This is a genomic window from Chryseobacterium sp. c4a (assembly GCF_009900745.1).
Lineage (GTDB): Bacteria > Bacteroidota > Bacteroidia > Flavobacteriales > Weeksellaceae > Chryseobacterium.
Map to the genome: position 1 here is coordinate 53,558 of NZ_WXVU01000019.1, position 15,529 is coordinate 69,086.

The 15,529-nt window shown below is 34.6% G+C and carries 15 protein-coding genes; 6 read left to right on the forward strand and 9 right to left on the reverse strand.

Translation table 11 applies throughout. The annotated features are described in order from the left end of the window. Positions 1-25: 25 nt before the first annotated feature. The 3 genes from GTR01_RS20495 to GTR01_RS20505 all read right to left on the reverse strand — a co-directional run bounded on the left by GTR01_RS20495 (position 26) and on the right by GTR01_RS20505 (position 3,143). Positions 26-859 carry a FecR family protein gene (locus GTR01_RS20495; protein WP_160139583.1) on the reverse strand — a complete coding sequence of 278 codons (834 nt, stop codon included), beginning with the start codon at positions 857-859 and terminating at the stop codon, positions 26-28. A 342-nt stretch (positions 860-1,201) separates the two neighbouring features. Continuing rightward, positions 1,202-2,467, reverse strand: coding sequence for a histidine-type phosphatase (locus GTR01_RS20500; RefSeq protein WP_160139584.1), 1,266 nt, complete (start codon positions 2,465-2,467; stop codon positions 1,202-1,204). A 154-nt stretch (positions 2,468-2,621) separates the two neighbouring features. Further along, positions 2,622-3,143, reverse strand: coding sequence for an RNA polymerase sigma factor (locus tag GTR01_RS20505; RefSeq protein ID WP_160139585.1), 522 nt, complete (start codon positions 3,141-3,143; stop codon positions 2,622-2,624). A 298-nt stretch (positions 3,144-3,441) separates the two neighbouring features. Between GTR01_RS20505 and GTR01_RS20510 the strand changes: the two genes are divergently transcribed. Beyond that, entirely contained in the window at positions 3,442-3,861 is a 420-nt protein-coding gene (locus tag GTR01_RS20510; protein WP_160139586.1) for an EamA family transporter, read from the forward strand. Positions 3,862-3,986: 125 nt separating this feature from the next. Here GTR01_RS20510 and GTR01_RS20515 read toward each other — a convergent pair whose 3' ends face one another. From GTR01_RS20515 to GTR01_RS20535, 5 genes are all read right to left on the reverse strand, one after another. After that, positions 3,987-4,931 carry a helix-turn-helix transcriptional regulator gene (locus GTR01_RS20515; protein WP_228452299.1) on the reverse strand — a complete coding sequence of 315 codons (945 nt, stop codon included), beginning with the start codon at positions 4,929-4,931 and terminating at the stop codon, positions 3,987-3,989. Between the two features lie 105 nt (positions 4,932-5,036). Next, on the reverse strand, positions 5,037-5,354 hold the full coding sequence (locus GTR01_RS20520) for a helix-turn-helix domain-containing protein (protein WP_160139587.1): 318 nt from the start codon (positions 5,352-5,354) through the stop codon (positions 5,037-5,039). 83 nt (positions 5,355-5,437) lie between these two features. Then, positions 5,438-5,866, reverse strand: a complete 429-nt coding sequence (locus GTR01_RS20525) for a transposase (protein ID WP_160139588.1) — start codon at positions 5,864-5,866, stop codon at positions 5,438-5,440. 185 nt (positions 5,867-6,051) lie between these two features. After that, positions 6,052-7,311 (reverse strand): hypothetical protein, encoded by a 1,260-nt coding sequence (locus GTR01_RS20530; protein WP_160139589.1) that lies wholly within the window; start codon positions 7,309-7,311, stop codon positions 6,052-6,054. 554 nt (positions 7,312-7,865) lie between these two features. Further along, on the reverse strand, positions 7,866-9,359 hold the full coding sequence (locus GTR01_RS20535; protein ID WP_160139590.1) for a serine hydrolase: 1,494 nt from the start codon (positions 9,357-9,359) through the stop codon (positions 7,866-7,868). 211 nt (positions 9,360-9,570) lie between these two features. Between GTR01_RS20535 and GTR01_RS20540 the strand changes: the two genes are divergently transcribed. From GTR01_RS20540 to GTR01_RS20560, 5 genes are all read left to right on the forward strand, one after another. Continuing rightward, positions 9,571-10,767 (forward strand): winged helix-turn-helix domain-containing protein, encoded by a 1,197-nt coding sequence (locus GTR01_RS20540; protein WP_160139591.1) that lies wholly within the window; start codon positions 9,571-9,573, stop codon positions 10,765-10,767. A gap of 363 nt (positions 10,768-11,130) precedes the next feature. After that, on the forward strand, positions 11,131-11,970 hold the full coding sequence (locus GTR01_RS20545; protein ID WP_160139592.1) for a helix-turn-helix domain-containing protein: 840 nt from the start codon (positions 11,131-11,133) through the stop codon (positions 11,968-11,970). Between the two features lie 80 nt (positions 11,971-12,050). Beyond that, positions 12,051-13,286 carry an MFS transporter gene (locus tag GTR01_RS20550; RefSeq protein WP_160139593.1) on the forward strand — a complete coding sequence of 412 codons (1,236 nt, stop codon included), beginning with the start codon at positions 12,051-12,053 and terminating at the stop codon, positions 13,284-13,286. A 213-nt stretch (positions 13,287-13,499) separates the two neighbouring features. Then, positions 13,500-14,042, forward strand: coding sequence for a carboxymuconolactone decarboxylase family protein (locus GTR01_RS20555; protein ID WP_160139594.1), 543 nt, complete (start codon positions 13,500-13,502; stop codon positions 14,040-14,042). Between the two features lie 104 nt (positions 14,043-14,146). After that, the gene (locus GTR01_RS20560; protein ID WP_160139595.1) at positions 14,147-15,028 is read left to right on the forward strand and encodes a helix-turn-helix domain-containing protein; all 882 of its coding nucleotides are present in this window, start codon (positions 14,147-14,149) and stop codon (positions 15,026-15,028) included. A gap of 37 nt (positions 15,029-15,065) precedes the next feature. Here GTR01_RS20560 and GTR01_RS20565 read toward each other — a convergent pair whose 3' ends face one another. Next, a complete protein-coding gene (locus tag GTR01_RS20565) occupies positions 15,066-15,422 on the reverse strand; it encodes a winged helix-turn-helix transcriptional regulator (protein WP_160139596.1) in 357 nt (118 codons plus the stop codon). Between the last annotated feature and the right edge of the window lie 107 nt (positions 15,423-15,529).

Consider the following 15,529-nt stretch of genomic DNA (forward strand, 5'->3'; position numbering starts at 1 on the left):
AATAATCCCCATTATTGGTGCTTTTTTATTTTAGTTGTATCTCTTTATCAGATTTTTTTTCAGTTTTAAGATTGAATGGATAGCAAATGGCTGATAGAACCTCGTTCAGGTTTCCGGAGAAAGACCCTTTAATTTTTTGGTCTCCGTATTCCTTAGGATACTCTATTTTAATATTATATACCTGCTCCAGCTCAGCTACGATATTTTTAAGGGATTCATCCTCAAATGAGAACTCTCTTTTAGCATCGGCAGCATAATAAAAGTGAACTGGTTTTTCAATATTTTTACTCCAGGACTGATTAGGTAATAAGTAGGTAATCTTCCCGTGATGGTCTACCTTTACTTTTCCTTCAAAAAGCTCTACTTTTTCTTTTCCAGTGGTCTGATCCAGGAAAAATTTTGTTCCTAATACCTGTACTGTAAAGTCTTTAGCATTGATTCTGAACGGCCTGGTTTTATCTTTAGCAATATCAAAGGTTGCCTTTCCCGTAAAGGTTATTCTTCGGTCTGTTTTACCAAAATCGGAAGATAAGACAAGCCTACTGTGAGGTTCCAGAACAATATGACTTCCATCTGGAAGATCAATAGGTTTTGTAAAATCTGAACTGATATAAGTTTCTACTTTTGCCGGCTCTACAATTGAAGAAGGCTCAGATGGTTTATAAAAAAACATTCCCATTCCAATGACAACTGCGGCTGCAGAAGCTGCCCAAAAGATTTTCTTACGGTTTTTCCCTGTTTGTATCCTTTGTTCAATACCAGCCTTAATGCGTGCATCAGTAAGCTGATCCATTTGCTGGTTTTCTCTGTAGGCTTCCTCCCAGTTCTTTTTGAAGTCTTCGTCTTCTCTATTGTTCATATTTAGTATTACGCAAAAAAATTAAATCGTCAACCTTTTTCAGAAAATATTTTTAGTAAACTCTAAAAAACTAGAACTTTTATTATAAAGTCTGTTTAAGTTTAACCACAAAAGACACAAAAGGTTTTATTTTTTTAAAAAACTTCAGTACACTTTAGAAGCTGTAATAAAATACCGCAGAATGAAGTTCACATGAGAGGAAAATCTTTGATTTTCAATAAAACTTTGGTCTGCTGTTCAACAGTAAAAACTTCATCTTTAAATATCTTATATCGTTTAATACTTTTGTACCTTTTGTGGTTTGAAAAATTTGTTTGTCTTCTATAAAAGTTATTAAACACTTTAACGAGCGCTTACAATATTTTCTAAATAAGGTTTAGCCTCCGCCCATTGATAGTAAGGAAAATGATCAGTTTCTAAAGGAATATGCACTTCATTTTCATTGTGAAGAAACTTAACCAGAATATCTTTCTTTTTATTTTTATAGAAGATAATCTGTAAATTGGCAGCCATTGGAGCCGCCTGGAATGTATTCCAGATTTTATATACTTCTCCGGGATTTATTTCTTCTTTATTCATTCCCTCAATATTAAGAAGGGCAAGTAAAGGTGTGATATTTCCATCATGTCCGAATCTTAAAGAGGCTCCGTTTTTATTGTTTTCAATATAATCATTAGCTTCATCCAGAATATTTTTCACCAAAGGAATTGAATTATTCTTCACCAATCCTTTACTCAGCGGAGATGGGCCGTCATTCACATAGGTTTGGTAATTGATTGCCTGATAAATATTAAATAATTCGTCATTGGTAAACAGGTCGTAGAAAGAAATATTCGTTTCAAGGTTCTGCATATCACTGGCAATCCAGTAGAATGCTTCGATAACTCTTTCAGGATTTATATTTTTGTAAATGTATTCATCGCTGTTGAACAGATTTTTGATGAATCTGTCAGATTTCATATTCTCTGCTCTGAACTTCCTTTTTTCTTCCTGCCAAAAGCTATCTCCGGAACGGAAATCAATAGATTCTTTGGTATGGTGATTAAGGTATTTCATATATTTATCCGAAGACTCCATACTCACCTGAAGTTTCGGATTATTGGCCGTCAATTCATTTGTAAAATTGGCCATACTCAGGATACATCTTGGAACCACCGTAGATTTTGCAGTGACTACAGCATTCTTTTCAAATACTTTAGGATTGTTATTAAACATTCTTTTTGAGATCTGTTTGTGCTGTAATGCTCCCAGCTCTGTAAGGTCTCCGTTATGACCTTCGGCTTGAATCCATATTTTTTTCAATCTTTCTAAAGCTGATTTTCCTTGTGGTGTCAAAGCATTATTGTCTGCTGCTTTTTGCAGTACATCCATCACTCCTGAAAAGTCTTTATCATTAATAAGCCATCTTGAGCCATGTCTTCCATAGTGACTGATATAGAAAGGTTCATAGCCGGATGGAGCTGGTGTTTGTTTATTAGAGGGTGTTGGATAAGCATAATATACTCCGCCGGTTGTTTTGATATCAGAAAAAATATCTTCTTTCGTCGTCTGCGCATTGGTGGAAAAAAATGCGGATACAAATACAAGCAGTAGTGTTGTCTTTTTCATAGTAAACTCTTTTTTAGTCGATTGAAATTCAGTTTCAGAACCCGAAACTGAAAATAGAGTGACACATAGGAAACGAAAACAGCTTATTCTCTATAGTCGTTTTCTTCTTTTCTGTGCGTCTCACATTTACTATTACGCAGAAATAGTGAAATCGTCAACCCTGAAAAAAGCTTTTTATGAAAATGAGCAATGAAAAAAACAGATTAATATGAGTTTTCAGAAGACTTAATACCTTATTAACATGTTTAGCCACCGCATTTTTAGAAATACTGTTTTCTTTAGCAATCTGTGAATAGCTTTGTCCCTCCACTTTATGTTTAAGAAAGAAAGCCTTGCTTTTTTCCGGCATTTGATGGAGTAATTTTTCGATATGTTCTGTATGTTGATGGTAATCCTCTTCTGCGTCTTCTTCTTTCACCATTTTAGAGTGTATTTCTTCCTGAAGGTCTGAAAAAGAGAGTTTATTTTTTCTGTAGAAGTTAGCAATTTCCTGTTTGGCCGTTTTAAAGATGATTGCTTCTTTATTTTTCTCCAAAGCATCCCTGTATTTCCATAAATGAACAAAAATATCCTGTACCACATCTTCAATATCTTCTCTTCCATGAATATATTTTTTCACGAAAAAAAAGATCTGATGCTTGTATTCATCATATATTTTTTCAAATAACGGCTCCACAAAAAATTAGAAATACGGTAACGTTCCAAATATATAAAAAATAAACTTTAGAAAAACCCCAGCACCCTGTTATGGTTTTAACCCCAATAAAAGATTGAAAATATTTAATTATTTAAACACATTTTGTTATTATTTTTCACCAACAATTATTATTGGATGAGGCATTTCTTATGATGATATGGACAAGAAAGATTAAATTTAATTTCCACCCATCTAATCACGGAAAGATTTAATATTATTTTGTAGATTAGATAAAGGTTTCTGCAAGCTTAGGAACAATCATTTAAAACTCTATACTATGTGGTGGGTATATGCAATTCTTTCCGCATTTTTTGCTTCACTGACTGCCATTTTTGCTAAGGTTGGTATTACAGGAGTGAACTCGAACCTTGCTACGGCAATCCGAAGTGTGATCATCTTATTGGTAGCCTGGGGAATTGTCCTGGCGCGAAGTGAATATAAGGGAATCCCTGCCCTTTCTCGTCACAATCTTATTTATCTTGTTGTTTCCGGACTGGCCACAGGGCTTTCATGGATCTTTTATTTTAAAGCTTTACAAGTGGGTAAAGTAACTCAGGTAGCTCCTGTTGATAAATTAAGTATCGCTTTAACGATTGTTCTTTCTGTACTATTTCTTGGGGAATCTCTTACTTTAAAAACTGCTATTGGTGCTTTATTGATTATCACAGGAACTTTGATCCTAATCTTTGAACAGTAATTGGGGGCAGATAGAGGGTTTGCAAGAAGAGCAGTGAAAATGCTTACTTTTCGTATACTAAACGACTTTGTTGAGCAAAGGCATCTAATAAATTAATTTAGATTTCATTAAAAAAATACAATTTACTATATCGTATCAATCCATTTGTACAAATCAACATCAGCGGAAATTCCGAACGATTTTCTGAGTCTGCTTTTTCTGGTTTGAATAGTACGGACTGCAAGATGATTATACTCTGCAATATCCTTTGTGGTAAAGCCTAATTTAATGAGAGCACAAAGCTTAAATTCATCAGCACTCATATCTGGATTAAGTTGTATAAGATTCTCGTACAAATGAGGAAACATTTGTTTTACTTTAGGTATAAAAGCAATATCATCATTCATGGCCAGTTTTACAATACCTTCCAGATCTATCTCGTCTTTATTGTTGAGTTTTACTCTCATATCAGCAATAATCTTTTCACTTCTTATAGCCTGCTGGTACAATTTTACAATCTTAAACTGCTTTGAGAGGATGAAATACCCTAGAATACTAACGCCTAAAAATACTTGCAGAAAAGTAATGAGTCTTTGGTTTTCAGAAAAGAGTACATTATCTGCTCCTTCAATGGTAAAAATCCTGAAATCATAATAATGACTGATACTGAAAAGAATAAGTACAGTGAGATAAACAATTAAATTGTACCCAACTGTCTTTTTGGAATTGAAAATAAACAGAGAGGCCAACATAATGACGAAATAATATAATGACAATCCGTTTTCAAAGCCTGTGGTGGATGAAAAAAAGAAAATCAGAAACAGAAAAAGCTCCAAACTAAACAGCGTCACAAAATGATTATAACGCACCTTTGTGAAAAAGAAAAGGAAAAGATAAAAGATTCCTAATGCCGATAGAGCAAAAAAATTAAGTTTTAAACCAAACAATAAATCTCTGCATCCATTAAAGATCAAAACAGCTCCAATAGAAAATGCAAATAAGTTCATCCTCTGGGCTTCAATTCTTCCCAATGGATCTGTATCGGGAGCAATATGCCTATTCGCTATATAATCCCAGATTTTACGAAACATAATTTATAGATAATTAGCAAAAACATAAAATTCAACACAAAAATAAACAAAACGCTTAATATTTTATTCAAAAAATCACTTTTGATTACAATCTAGAGCTATTATTTATACCAAAAAGATTTTTTTCCATTTTGCTACGGTGTTTCGACTCAGTTTAAAATGAATGGCTAATTGACTATTATTGAGCTTATTTTTCTTCTGATAATCAAGAATTTTCACAATATCAGGTGTTTTATAAGACTTATATCGGCTGTTGCTTTTTTCAGAGACACCAAAAATAATGGTATTCAGCTTCAAAATATCTAACGCTAAAAGTTCATTTTTGGACAGTAAATGTTTACACAGTTTATATTTTTGTGGATATTTTCTGGCAAGAATATCAGTATAAATTTGCTTAAAATCAGGTGCTTTATATTTTTCCATATTTTGATTCAATGATATAGAAGAGAAAATATTATAACATCTTTATATCTGTCATTTTCTGAGTGTTTACCTCTTTTCAAATTTTATCGACTGTATTTACCAATCCATTTATGAAGGGTTGTTTTAGGAATTCTATATCGTTTCAAAACCTCTTCTCTGGTCATTTCTCCACTCATGATCTGTTCAAGAATAAAATCAATGACTTCCTGGGTATATATATTTTTACGAAACCGGGGTAATATCGTTTTTTTCTCTTCAGAAGAAGAACTTTTTATTTTAGAAGAAGTGGGAGCATAAAGAATCATGTGTTGAGAATAGATTCTGAAAAAATCATATTCCAAAAGCTTGCTCCATTGTAATAAAATTTCAGTATTCAAGCTGCTAGAGGCATACATTTCTTGGACTTGTTTTTCTGTACAGCGAAGAAACTTGCAAATACGAGATAATTCTATACTGTTTTCCGAAACAGCGTTTTCAATCAGATTCCCGATATGAATATTTTTATAATTCATATTCCTTTTTTCTTTTAAAATACTGCTGAATCTCAGAAAGAGAAACAACATGTATCATCGGTTTGTGTTTTATAGTAAAATCAATGAAAATAAAAAGGATAAAAATTCATATACCTGTTGGGATTCCATTGATCAGATCGTCTTTTTTAAGATTCCGGCAGGGCTTTGCCCCGCCGGAACTAAGCTTAGGAAGACATTCTTTGTGCCGTAATATGTATACGTCTGATGTTATTGGCCGGAATATTATCATTTAAATTATCAACGTAAACGAAAATGGTTAATCGATACCAAACTCCATCAATAGCAAGATCTATTGTTTCTATTTCCTGAGAATCATCAGAGCTGCTTGTAGAATTTATAGGAGTTGAACCACTGTTCATATTATCTCCCCAATTAAGGTAAATCCCGTTATCTGTTTCTACATAACCTCCGGGAGCGACTAAGATATTGGCTCGGCGGAAACGATCTACACTGGATAATGCAGCATACCACATTTTAACATTATTGGAAGAAACATTCACTAGCCTCGGGTTGTAGGTAACTCCGCCTGAACCTGTATTAGAACTAGACCAAAAACTAAGATCTAACCTCACCTTTCCTCCTAAAATAGGTGGATTTGGAATCATAGAACTTAATAAACCTGTTGTCGTTGCCGGAACTTCATACGTAAAAAACTGATATTCTCCCGGGCTTAGCTTTTTACCTCCACCTACTTCTGCGTTACAAGTTTGCCCTCCGATTGAAACAGGAAATATTGTAGTATTGGGGCTGGATACTGTAGGAGTTCCTGAAATAGTATAAATTAAAGTTCCTGCTCCTTGGGCAAAATTACCTTGTGTAATCGTTGCGGTAAGTCCGTTTACAGGGCCTAATGTCTGTGCTGAATATATTCCCCCATTTCCTCCGGTATAAGGAATTGTCATTGTTCCCTGGAAAGGAGTTCCTGCAGTGTATGTCAATGGATCAAGATTAACATCAGTACATCTCAAAGCACCTATAACTCCCTGTTGTAATGAACGCCCGTCTAAAGGTCTCCATTGAGTACCGTCCCAATATACATATCCGGCATAAGTAAATGTAGACTGTGTCCCCAGATTATACACCAATAATCCGGTAGCAGGATTAGGAATGCTAGTTGAGTCATTGTAAGCCGTTAGAGCAACTCTCGGCCCCAAAAAGCCTTTTTGCTTCCCTATCGTCAACTGACTGACATTGAGTTCTAAAATTGCTGATCCATCAGGTGAGGTTGTTCCTACTCCAACACTTCCATCAGCCATGACTACAAAATCATTGGCTTGCTGCCCTGCAGTAGGAATTCCTGTTAGAGAATTGTCTTTTTTACCATCAATATTAAAGATTCCTTGTGGATTAGAGGTATTGATACCAACCTGTGAATAACTCATTGAGCAGGCCATTATAGCTAATGGCAGAAGATACTTTTTCATACTGTGTTTATTGTATTTAAATTGATTGTTACAATGGTTTTAGTCAAAGAAATGCTGACTTTGATATTTTTTTGTTTTTTCTCAATACATATTTGGGCAGGTATTCTGTAAAAAAAGATGGGTATCAAATATCTTTTTTCATCACTCTAATTGCTCTTTTCACAGCCCTGCTGATCCTTCAAAATTATGATGCAAGATTAGAGTTATTTTATCCGAAACCCAAGAAAAGCAATACGCTACAGATACACTACAAGCTAACAACCATATACGTCAAAGATACGTTTAGCACACAAAAACAAAACACAATAAACTAACAATCAAACAATTAAAAACAAAAGTTCTAACTTAATAAAAAATTACAATATCTTGAACATTAGGATAAAAACAAACTCCATATAAAACAATTTTTATATAGGGATTTATTCCATATATGTTATAAGGAAAGAAATTTATTGAGAATTCGAACTCCGTTTTACACAATTATTCTAAGCAGGTAAAAAGTGTTTTTAGATTGATGTTATTAAAGAAGCTAAGAATATTGTATATCTTCCTATTCAGATTATTTTTTTGAATGTTGTTCCACCTTGTATATCCATCACAACTTCACTCACATTTCCTTTATCATCAAGGTTGAAATTGAAATCAAAATCGGGGTTCATTTGCTGAGCAACATCTTCAGTAAGTTTTGAAGAGAAAAGGTCATATTGTTTATGCACCAATATAAATTTGAATGTTGGAAAGGTGACATACAGATCATTTCCTAGTTTTGAAATTTTGAAAGTTCCATACCCTTTGTTGGTATATTCACCGCAATAAGAATCTAAATCATGAGTGGGCTTTTTCTTCTCATTAACTGCTGTATTTACATTCTTTTCCGGTTTTATAATATCATATTGCTCTTTTTCATAAGGATAAGGTTTATCATGATCCAATCTGAGCATCCGAATAGAAATCATATTGGCAATAGTATTAGAAATATCAGAATTATGTTGGTTAGACAATACAACAACTCCAAATTTGTCTGCAGGAAACATCGAAACACTAGAGGTAAAACCAGATACGCCCCCGTCATGCGAAACCTTATAGTGTCCTTTAAAAACTTGGGTAAACCAACCATATCCATGCGCAAATAAAAAATTTTTCTGGTCAGATTTTACAGGCGGTGTCCCGTCAATCACAGTTTTGGCGCTCATCGCATTGTTGGTATAATCTTTTGAAATGAGCATTGTACTTTCAAAGCTTCCATTATTTAACCAAAGTCTTACCCAGTTCCCCATATCTAATGCTGAACTATTCACTGCAGCTCCGGGTTTATCATTATCCGGCTTTTGAAATAACAATTTTTCAATACTGTTATGATAAAGCCCATAAGGATAAGAAAAGTCTTTCTGTTTTATCATTTCATCTACCGATGTATTGCTATTATTCATTTTCAAAGGGTTCAATATCTTCTCTTTGATAAGTTCATCCCAACTTTTACCATTAAGCTGTTCTGCAATGGTTCCTAACATAAGATATCCAAAATTGCTATATTTCCAGCTGTTCCTAGGTTCTCCGTTTTCTTTTAAAAAAGGAAGTCTCTGCATCAAATCAATTCTCTTGGAAGCTGGAAAAAAAATATAGGTACCATCTACACTTCCCAATCCGCTTCTATGTTCTAGTAAATCTTCAATGGTAATCAACGCATTCATTCGATCTGTAGAAAATGTTAAACCGGGAATATATTTAAAGGGTTTATCCTGAAGGGAAAGTTTTTTCTCATCTTTCAACATTCCTATCAAAGCGGATGTAAACGCTTTGGTATTGCTGCCAATGCAAAAAATAGTATTGGGGGTTACCGGAAGTTTATTTTCATAATCTCTATATCCATATCCTTTGCTATATATTATTTTATCATTCTTCACAATCGCCACCGATACCCCTACTCCTTTATAATCATTCAAAATTTTAGTGATTTCGTCATCTAATCCTTTCAGGTTTTCTCTTATTTCCTGGCTCAATAGTAAAGGACATAATAATATGCTCAGCAGATACATTATTTTTTTCATAGTATTAAGTTTTTAAGTGAATTGATCCATATCTAATTTTAAATACCATTGTCATTTCAAGTGCTATAAATTTACACTTATTAAGCTTTAAATGAACCAATTACATTCACTTATTTTATTTTAAAAATGCAGTTTTTTTATCGGCATTTTTTTAAATATTGAAAATTAATAATCAGCCGGCTTTTATTAATACATTTGTAATGCTATGGATATGAAAAAGATACTCTCATTAGAAACCTTACAGCTTGCCACATTAGAGAGCCAGGGATTGACACAGGCTACTCCTTTCGGAACCGGAAAAGATGCAGTATTGAATGCATTAGAACATCTTGGCTACATCCAGATTGATACCTTATCTATTGTGGAACGAGCCCATCACCATACATTATGGACAAGAATCCCTGATTTTCAGTCCGATTATCTGGATGAATTGGTGGAAGAACGTAAAGTATTTGAGTATTGGTTTCATGCTGCTTCTTATCTCCCAATGCAGGATTTCCGTTATGTGCTTCCTCAAATGCTTCATATAAAACAAAATGAATCACATTATTATAAGGCTGATAAAAACGTGATGGAATATGTGATAGATACCATCCGAGCTGAAGGCCCTAAAATGGCAAGAGATTTTGAGAGTAAAAAGGATAAAGCTGGAAGCTGGTGGAACTGGAAACCTGCAAAACTCGCTCTTGAAAGGCTCTTCATACAGGGAGACCTGATGATAAGTGGCCGAAGCGGCATGCAAAAAACATATGATCTTACGGAAAGGGTATTGCCATCGTCTATCAATACAACAGAACCTACCCCGATAGAACTTGCTGAATACCTGGTAAGAACTGCTCTTCGAGCTTACGGATTCACTACTTTAAAACAAATTACTTATCTCAGGAAAGGAGAAGCATTGAAAAAGAATGTGAATTTGGTATTACAGTCCTTACTTGAAAAGGGAGAAATACATCAGATTTCTATTGAAGGACTTCCCGCTGTTTTTATTCGGAGTGATATATTTGAAAAATCATTTGAATCAGCAAAATCTGATATCAGATTGCTATCTCCGTTTGACAATGCCGTTATCCACCGTGACCGTATTAAACAAGTTTTTGATTTCGATTTCAGGCTTGAGTGCTATGTTCCCAAAGAAAAAAGACAATACGGCTATTTCTGTCTACCCATTTTATTTGGAAATACTTTTATTGGAAGAGTGGATTGTAAAGCTCACAGAAAGGATAAAAGATTTGAATTGATTCATCTCCATATTGAAAATACAGATATTGCTCTAGAGCTATGGTTACCATCATTTGTAGCGTCTGTAAAGCGTTTCGCCTTATTTAATGGTTGTGAATCATTACAAATCAGCCAAGTAAGTCCATCCGGATTCAAAAATTTAATTCATAATGCTTTATCTCGTTAATGCTAAAGCTTTATGAATGTAAAAACCTGCAATTGTAGTAATGCAGGTTTATTCTCTCATCTTTGTGTCACAAGCTTCTCCAGCCTTTTCCATTTTGTAATGGCATTTCTGCTCATCTTAAAATGACTGGCCAATTGTGAATTGTTCAGTCTGTTTTTTTTTTCTGATACTCCAGGACTCTCAAAATATCATTCTCGTTGTAAGCCCGATGCTTTTAAGAACATTTTTCATGATCTAAAAAGAATTTTAGCAAAATTATCATTAATAAAACGACGAAAAAAGTGAATTTTTATAGATTTTTGTTGATAAAAAGACATTCTGTTGATCGCTAGAAAAAAACTATATTTACCCTAAATAAAGGAAATGGAGCTTTTCCCCATTATTGATATCCAGGATTTCAGAGAAAAACAGCTTTCCGGAAATGAAAACTTTTCTTATTCCGAGCTTAAAGGCATTCATCATATTGAACGGCCTCACAGACATCATTTCTTTCTATTGGTACTTTTTGAACAAGCCGGAGGTCTTCATACCATCGATTTTAATGAATATAAAATAGGAAACAGACAAATTCATATCCTCTTTCCAAAGCAAGTGCACACCTGGAACCTTGAACAGCATACCATCGGCTATCAGCTTATGGTAGACCGGGAACATTTTGAAAAATTTTCATCCAATTTTCCTTTTTCTTTTGCTTATTATCAGAAAAACCCTGTACTCAATTTACCTGAATCTGTTTTTGATCTGCTTCTTTATGAATTTAAAGCGATTCAAAATGAATTGGAAGAAAAAGATATTCTTCCTGAAGTGATTCACGCAAGAACTGCAGTCATCATCGCCATGGTAAGTAAAGAAATTCGAAAAATTTTCCATGCCAACGAAAACAATCCTTACAATACCCGACTTGTAAAATTGAATGAACTTATTGACGAATTTTTCAAGGAAGAAAAATCAGTTTCATTTTATGCAGAAAAGCTGAATATTTCAATGAGCTATCTTACCAAAATATGCAGAACCCAATTGCAGACATCTCCTACTCAGCTTATTTTACAGCGTACCATTCTTGAAGCCAAGAGACTTCTAAAATCCACCGACCTATCAGTCAAAGAGATTGCTTTCGAGCTTGGATTTATTGACTCACCTTACTTTTCCAATTTCTTCAAACAACATATAGGAATTTCCCCAAAACAGTTCAGAGATCAGTGATCGATTTTTCAATGCTTGGATCGGATTCTTCATCTTCTTGAAAATGCTTCTGGCTAATTTTGCACAGCAAATTCAAACAGATGATACAGACCAATAATATAACAGATCCAAAAGCTGTACAGACAAAAATAGAAACAGAGCACACTAAACCCGAACTTACCCAATCCTTACTTTGGCTCATCACCATAACCACAGGTATTGTGGTAGGTAACAACTATTATAATCAACCTCTTCTGGGGCTGATGGCTAAAGACTTCCAGGTAACTGAAGCAGCGATCAGTATTATTGCGATGCTTACCCAAGTAGGCTTTGCGGTCGGGCTACTTTTTATTGTTCCTTTGGGAGATATGGTACAGCGAAAAAAATTAATACTTTCTATCTTTTTACTGATCATTGTTTCTCTCATGGGAATGGTTTTAGCCCCTACTCTTCCCTGGCTTTATATTGCCAGCTTCATGGTAGGATTCAGTTCGGTAGTCCCTCAGATGCTTGTTCCTTTGACTGCAGAATTATCTACTCCGGAAAAACGCAGCTCTTCTATAGGAATGGTTATGAGTGGTCTATTGCTGGGTATTCTTTTATCACGTGTTGCGGCAGGATTTATCGGAGATATTTGGGGTTGGAAGGCCATTTATTATATTGCGATCGGATGTATGGTGGCATTGATGGCATTACTCGCCATAAAACTTCCGGATGTAAAACCTACTTTTAAAGGTCATTACGGGCAATTGATGCATTCTTTAATCCATCTGACCAAAACACAGCCGGTTTTACGTCTTTCAGCTTTTAGAGGAGCTTTAGGTTTCGCCGGATTCAGCGCTTTTTGGATCACTCTTGTGTTTCATTTAGAAGAAGCTCCTTTCCATGCAGGATCTGCAGTGGCCGGTTCTTTTGGATTAATCGGTGCAGTAGGTGCTCTTGCTGCTTCGGCAGTAGGAAAAGTTGCTAAAAGGGTTTCTACATACACCATTATCCTTGTAGCGATATTCATGCTATTAGCAAGCTGGATTATCTTTTACTTTGGAGGATATACTTATTTCGGACTGATTCTTGGAGTGATCCTGATCGACCTGGGATTACAATCAATGCACATCAGTAATCAATCTACATTCTTTGCATTGAATATAGGTGCTACCAATCGACTGAATACAGTGTATATGTTCAGTTACTTTGCAGGAGGTTCTTTAGGAAGTTATCTCGCCTCTCAGGCCTGGAAGTATTTCAAATGGGATGGTGTTGTATTTACAGGATTATTCTGTACACTGTTGGTGCTGGCTGCTCATCTTCTCTATGGAAAAAAAACGTCCGTGAACTAGAACTAGATATTTTATAACTCTTTTTTAAAATCCTCAATATCTCACAGGTATTGAGGATTTTATATTTCATGAGTATGTCATAGTTTATTAATATAAAGAGCCATTGGGAAAAATTGTCCATCATGAAGCGTAGAATATCCATTTTATCACGTTGAAGAACAACGCAATTTTGTACTGTCAAAAACAAGTAAAGAACAATTTAAAATAAAAATTATGACAACAACAAAATTCAACGTTCCTACCCGTGAAGAGGTTTCAACTAACAACCAGGCTCTTTTTGATACTTTACAGAAAGGATTAGGGTTTATTCCCAATACCTATGCTACCATCGCCCTAAGCAGCACCGCATTGGAAAACTATATGACTTTCACCAATGCTAAGACTTCACTGAGCAAAAAAGAAAAAGAGGTCATCAACTTAGTGGTGAGTCAGGTAAACTCTTGTGATTATTGTCTGGCAGCCCACACTGCAATTGGTAAACTCAACAGTTTTAATGAAGAACAAATCATAGAAATTAGAAAAGGGAGCATCACTTTTGATAACAGATTTGATGCCTTAGCAAAATTTGCTAAAGCAATAGCGATTAACAAAGGACATATCGACAATGCAACTCTGGAAAACCTGCTTGATCAAGGTTTTTCAAAAGAAAATGTAATGGATATTATTCTTGCAGTAGCTGATATTTCAATCACAAATTATGTCAACAATATTACAAAAGTTCCTATTGATTTTCCACCTGCATCCCCATTAGATTAATTCTCACATCAATAATAACCACATAGATTAGTAAATCTGTGTGGTTTCCCTATGTCCCAATTAAAACTACATTTCATTACCTTTGAATTTTATAATCTCTGCAAATGTCAGGACAGAACAACTATACACTTATTAATCCCAATACAGGCAATCTTGCTTTTAAAATATTTGATTTTGAAAGCAGTGAACGTTTTGATCATATCCAGCGAAATAACTTCTTTTCACTAATTTTTATACTGGAAGGTTCCGGAGAAGTAAAGGCTGACTTTTCAAAACATCAGTTTCAGAACGGTGCCATGTTTGCTTTTTCTCCCTATCAGCCATTTCTATTTTCTTCTGATCAGGATTGCAAAGGATTTGCTGTACAGTTTCATCCGGATTTCTTTTGCATTCATAAACATCAGAATGAAGTAGCCTGTAACGGAGTGCTTTTCAACAATATCTATGAGCCTCCTTACTTAACTCTGAATACGGCTCAGCAAGAGCAAATCAATACTATTGTGACTCAGCTTAAAAATGAGATTCTTAATAAGGATCTTGCTCAATATGAGCTTTTGATTGCCCATCTCAAAATTCTTCTTATTCATCTTTCCAGAATAAAAATGGAGCAGCAGTCTGAAGAATCAAAGGAAAAAGTAATCGGTGAAAAGCCTTTTGTCTTGCAAAATTTAAAAGATGCGATTGAAGAGCATTTTAAAATTAAACATTCTGCCAGTGAATACGCCGAAATGTTGAATATTTCATCCAAAGCATTAGCTAAAATCACAAAAGCCCACTTTAATAAAACGGTTACAGAATTAATTTCTGAACGCATCATCATTGAGGCTAAGCGAGAACTGTATCTTACCTCCAAAACAATAAAAGAAATTGCTGGTGAATTAGGCTATCAGGATGAATATTACTTTAGTCGATTTTTTAAAACCAATGCAGATGTATCGCCTCAAATCTATCGGGATACTGTTGGTTTTGCTGTAGCAGAGAAATAAGTTTCTAATTCAGACAAAGCAATTACTATTTTGATTTTTAGTTCTTTAGTAATTGCTCTCTGTACTCTATTCCCCATTTTGCCATCGTATCAATAATATCATGCAGGCTCTTTCCAAAATCCGTAAGTTCATAATCTACGGTTACAGGCATGGTATTATTTTGAGTTCTACTCACCAGATTATTCATTTCCAAATCTTTCAACTCCTTTGAAAGCGTTTTTGCGGCAATCCCTTCAAGCTGTCTTTTCAGATCCATAAACCGCATTTTACCACCAAAATACAAATGGCTGATGATAATTGTCTTCCATTTCCCTTCCAGAAGGTATACTGTATCTTTAACTCCTCGGATATGGTTTTTACACTCCGGGCCAAGCTCTATTTTTTCCTTTTTCATCCTTAAAAATTAGAGTACAAAATTAAATAATTATTCAAAATCATTGAAACCTGGTTACTTATAGGTAACTGATTACCTATGGGTAACAGGTATAAGAAAGCTACTGC

Coding starts and splice junctions, on each gene's coding strand:
- GTR01_RS20495 (WP_160139583.1), bottom strand. CDS start 859: ATGAACAATAGAGAAGACGAAGACTTCAAAAAGAACTGGGAGGAAGCC.
- GTR01_RS20500 (WP_160139584.1), bottom strand. CDS start 2,467: ATGAAAAAGACAACACTACTGCTTGTATTTGTATCCGCATTTTTTTCC.
- GTR01_RS20510 (WP_160139586.1), top strand. CDS start 3,442: ATGTGGTGGGTATATGCAATTCTTTCCGCATTTTTTGCTTCACTGACT.
- GTR01_RS20515 (WP_228452299.1), bottom strand. CDS start 4,931: ATGTTTCGTAAAATCTGGGATTATATAGCGAATAGGCATATTGCTCCC.
- GTR01_RS20520 (WP_160139587.1), bottom strand. CDS start 5,354: ATGGAAAAATATAAAGCACCTGATTTTAAGCAAATTTATACTGATATT.
- GTR01_RS20525 (WP_160139588.1), bottom strand. CDS start 5,866: ATGAATTATAAAAATATTCATATCGGGAATCTGATTGAAAACGCTGTT.
- GTR01_RS20530 (WP_160139589.1), bottom strand. CDS start 7,311: ATGAAAAAGTATCTTCTGCCATTAGCTATAATGGCCTGCTCAATGAGT.
- GTR01_RS20535 (WP_160139590.1), bottom strand. CDS start 9,359: ATGAAAAAAATAATGTATCTGCTGAGCATATTATTATGTCCTTTACTA.
- GTR01_RS20540 (WP_160139591.1), top strand. CDS start 9,571: ATGAAAAAGATACTCTCATTAGAAACCTTACAGCTTGCCACATTAGAG.
- GTR01_RS20545 (WP_160139592.1), top strand. CDS start 11,131: ATGGAGCTTTTCCCCATTATTGATATCCAGGATTTCAGAGAAAAACAG.
- GTR01_RS20550 (WP_160139593.1), top strand. CDS start 12,051: ATGATACAGACCAATAATATAACAGATCCAAAAGCTGTACAGACAAAA.
- GTR01_RS20555 (WP_160139594.1), top strand. CDS start 13,500: ATGACAACAACAAAATTCAACGTTCCTACCCGTGAAGAGGTTTCAACT.
- GTR01_RS20560 (WP_160139595.1), top strand. CDS start 14,147: ATGTCAGGACAGAACAACTATACACTTATTAATCCCAATACAGGCAAT.
- GTR01_RS20565 (WP_160139596.1), bottom strand. CDS start 15,422: ATGAAAAAGGAAAAAATAGAGCTTGGCCCGGAGTGTAAAAACCATATC.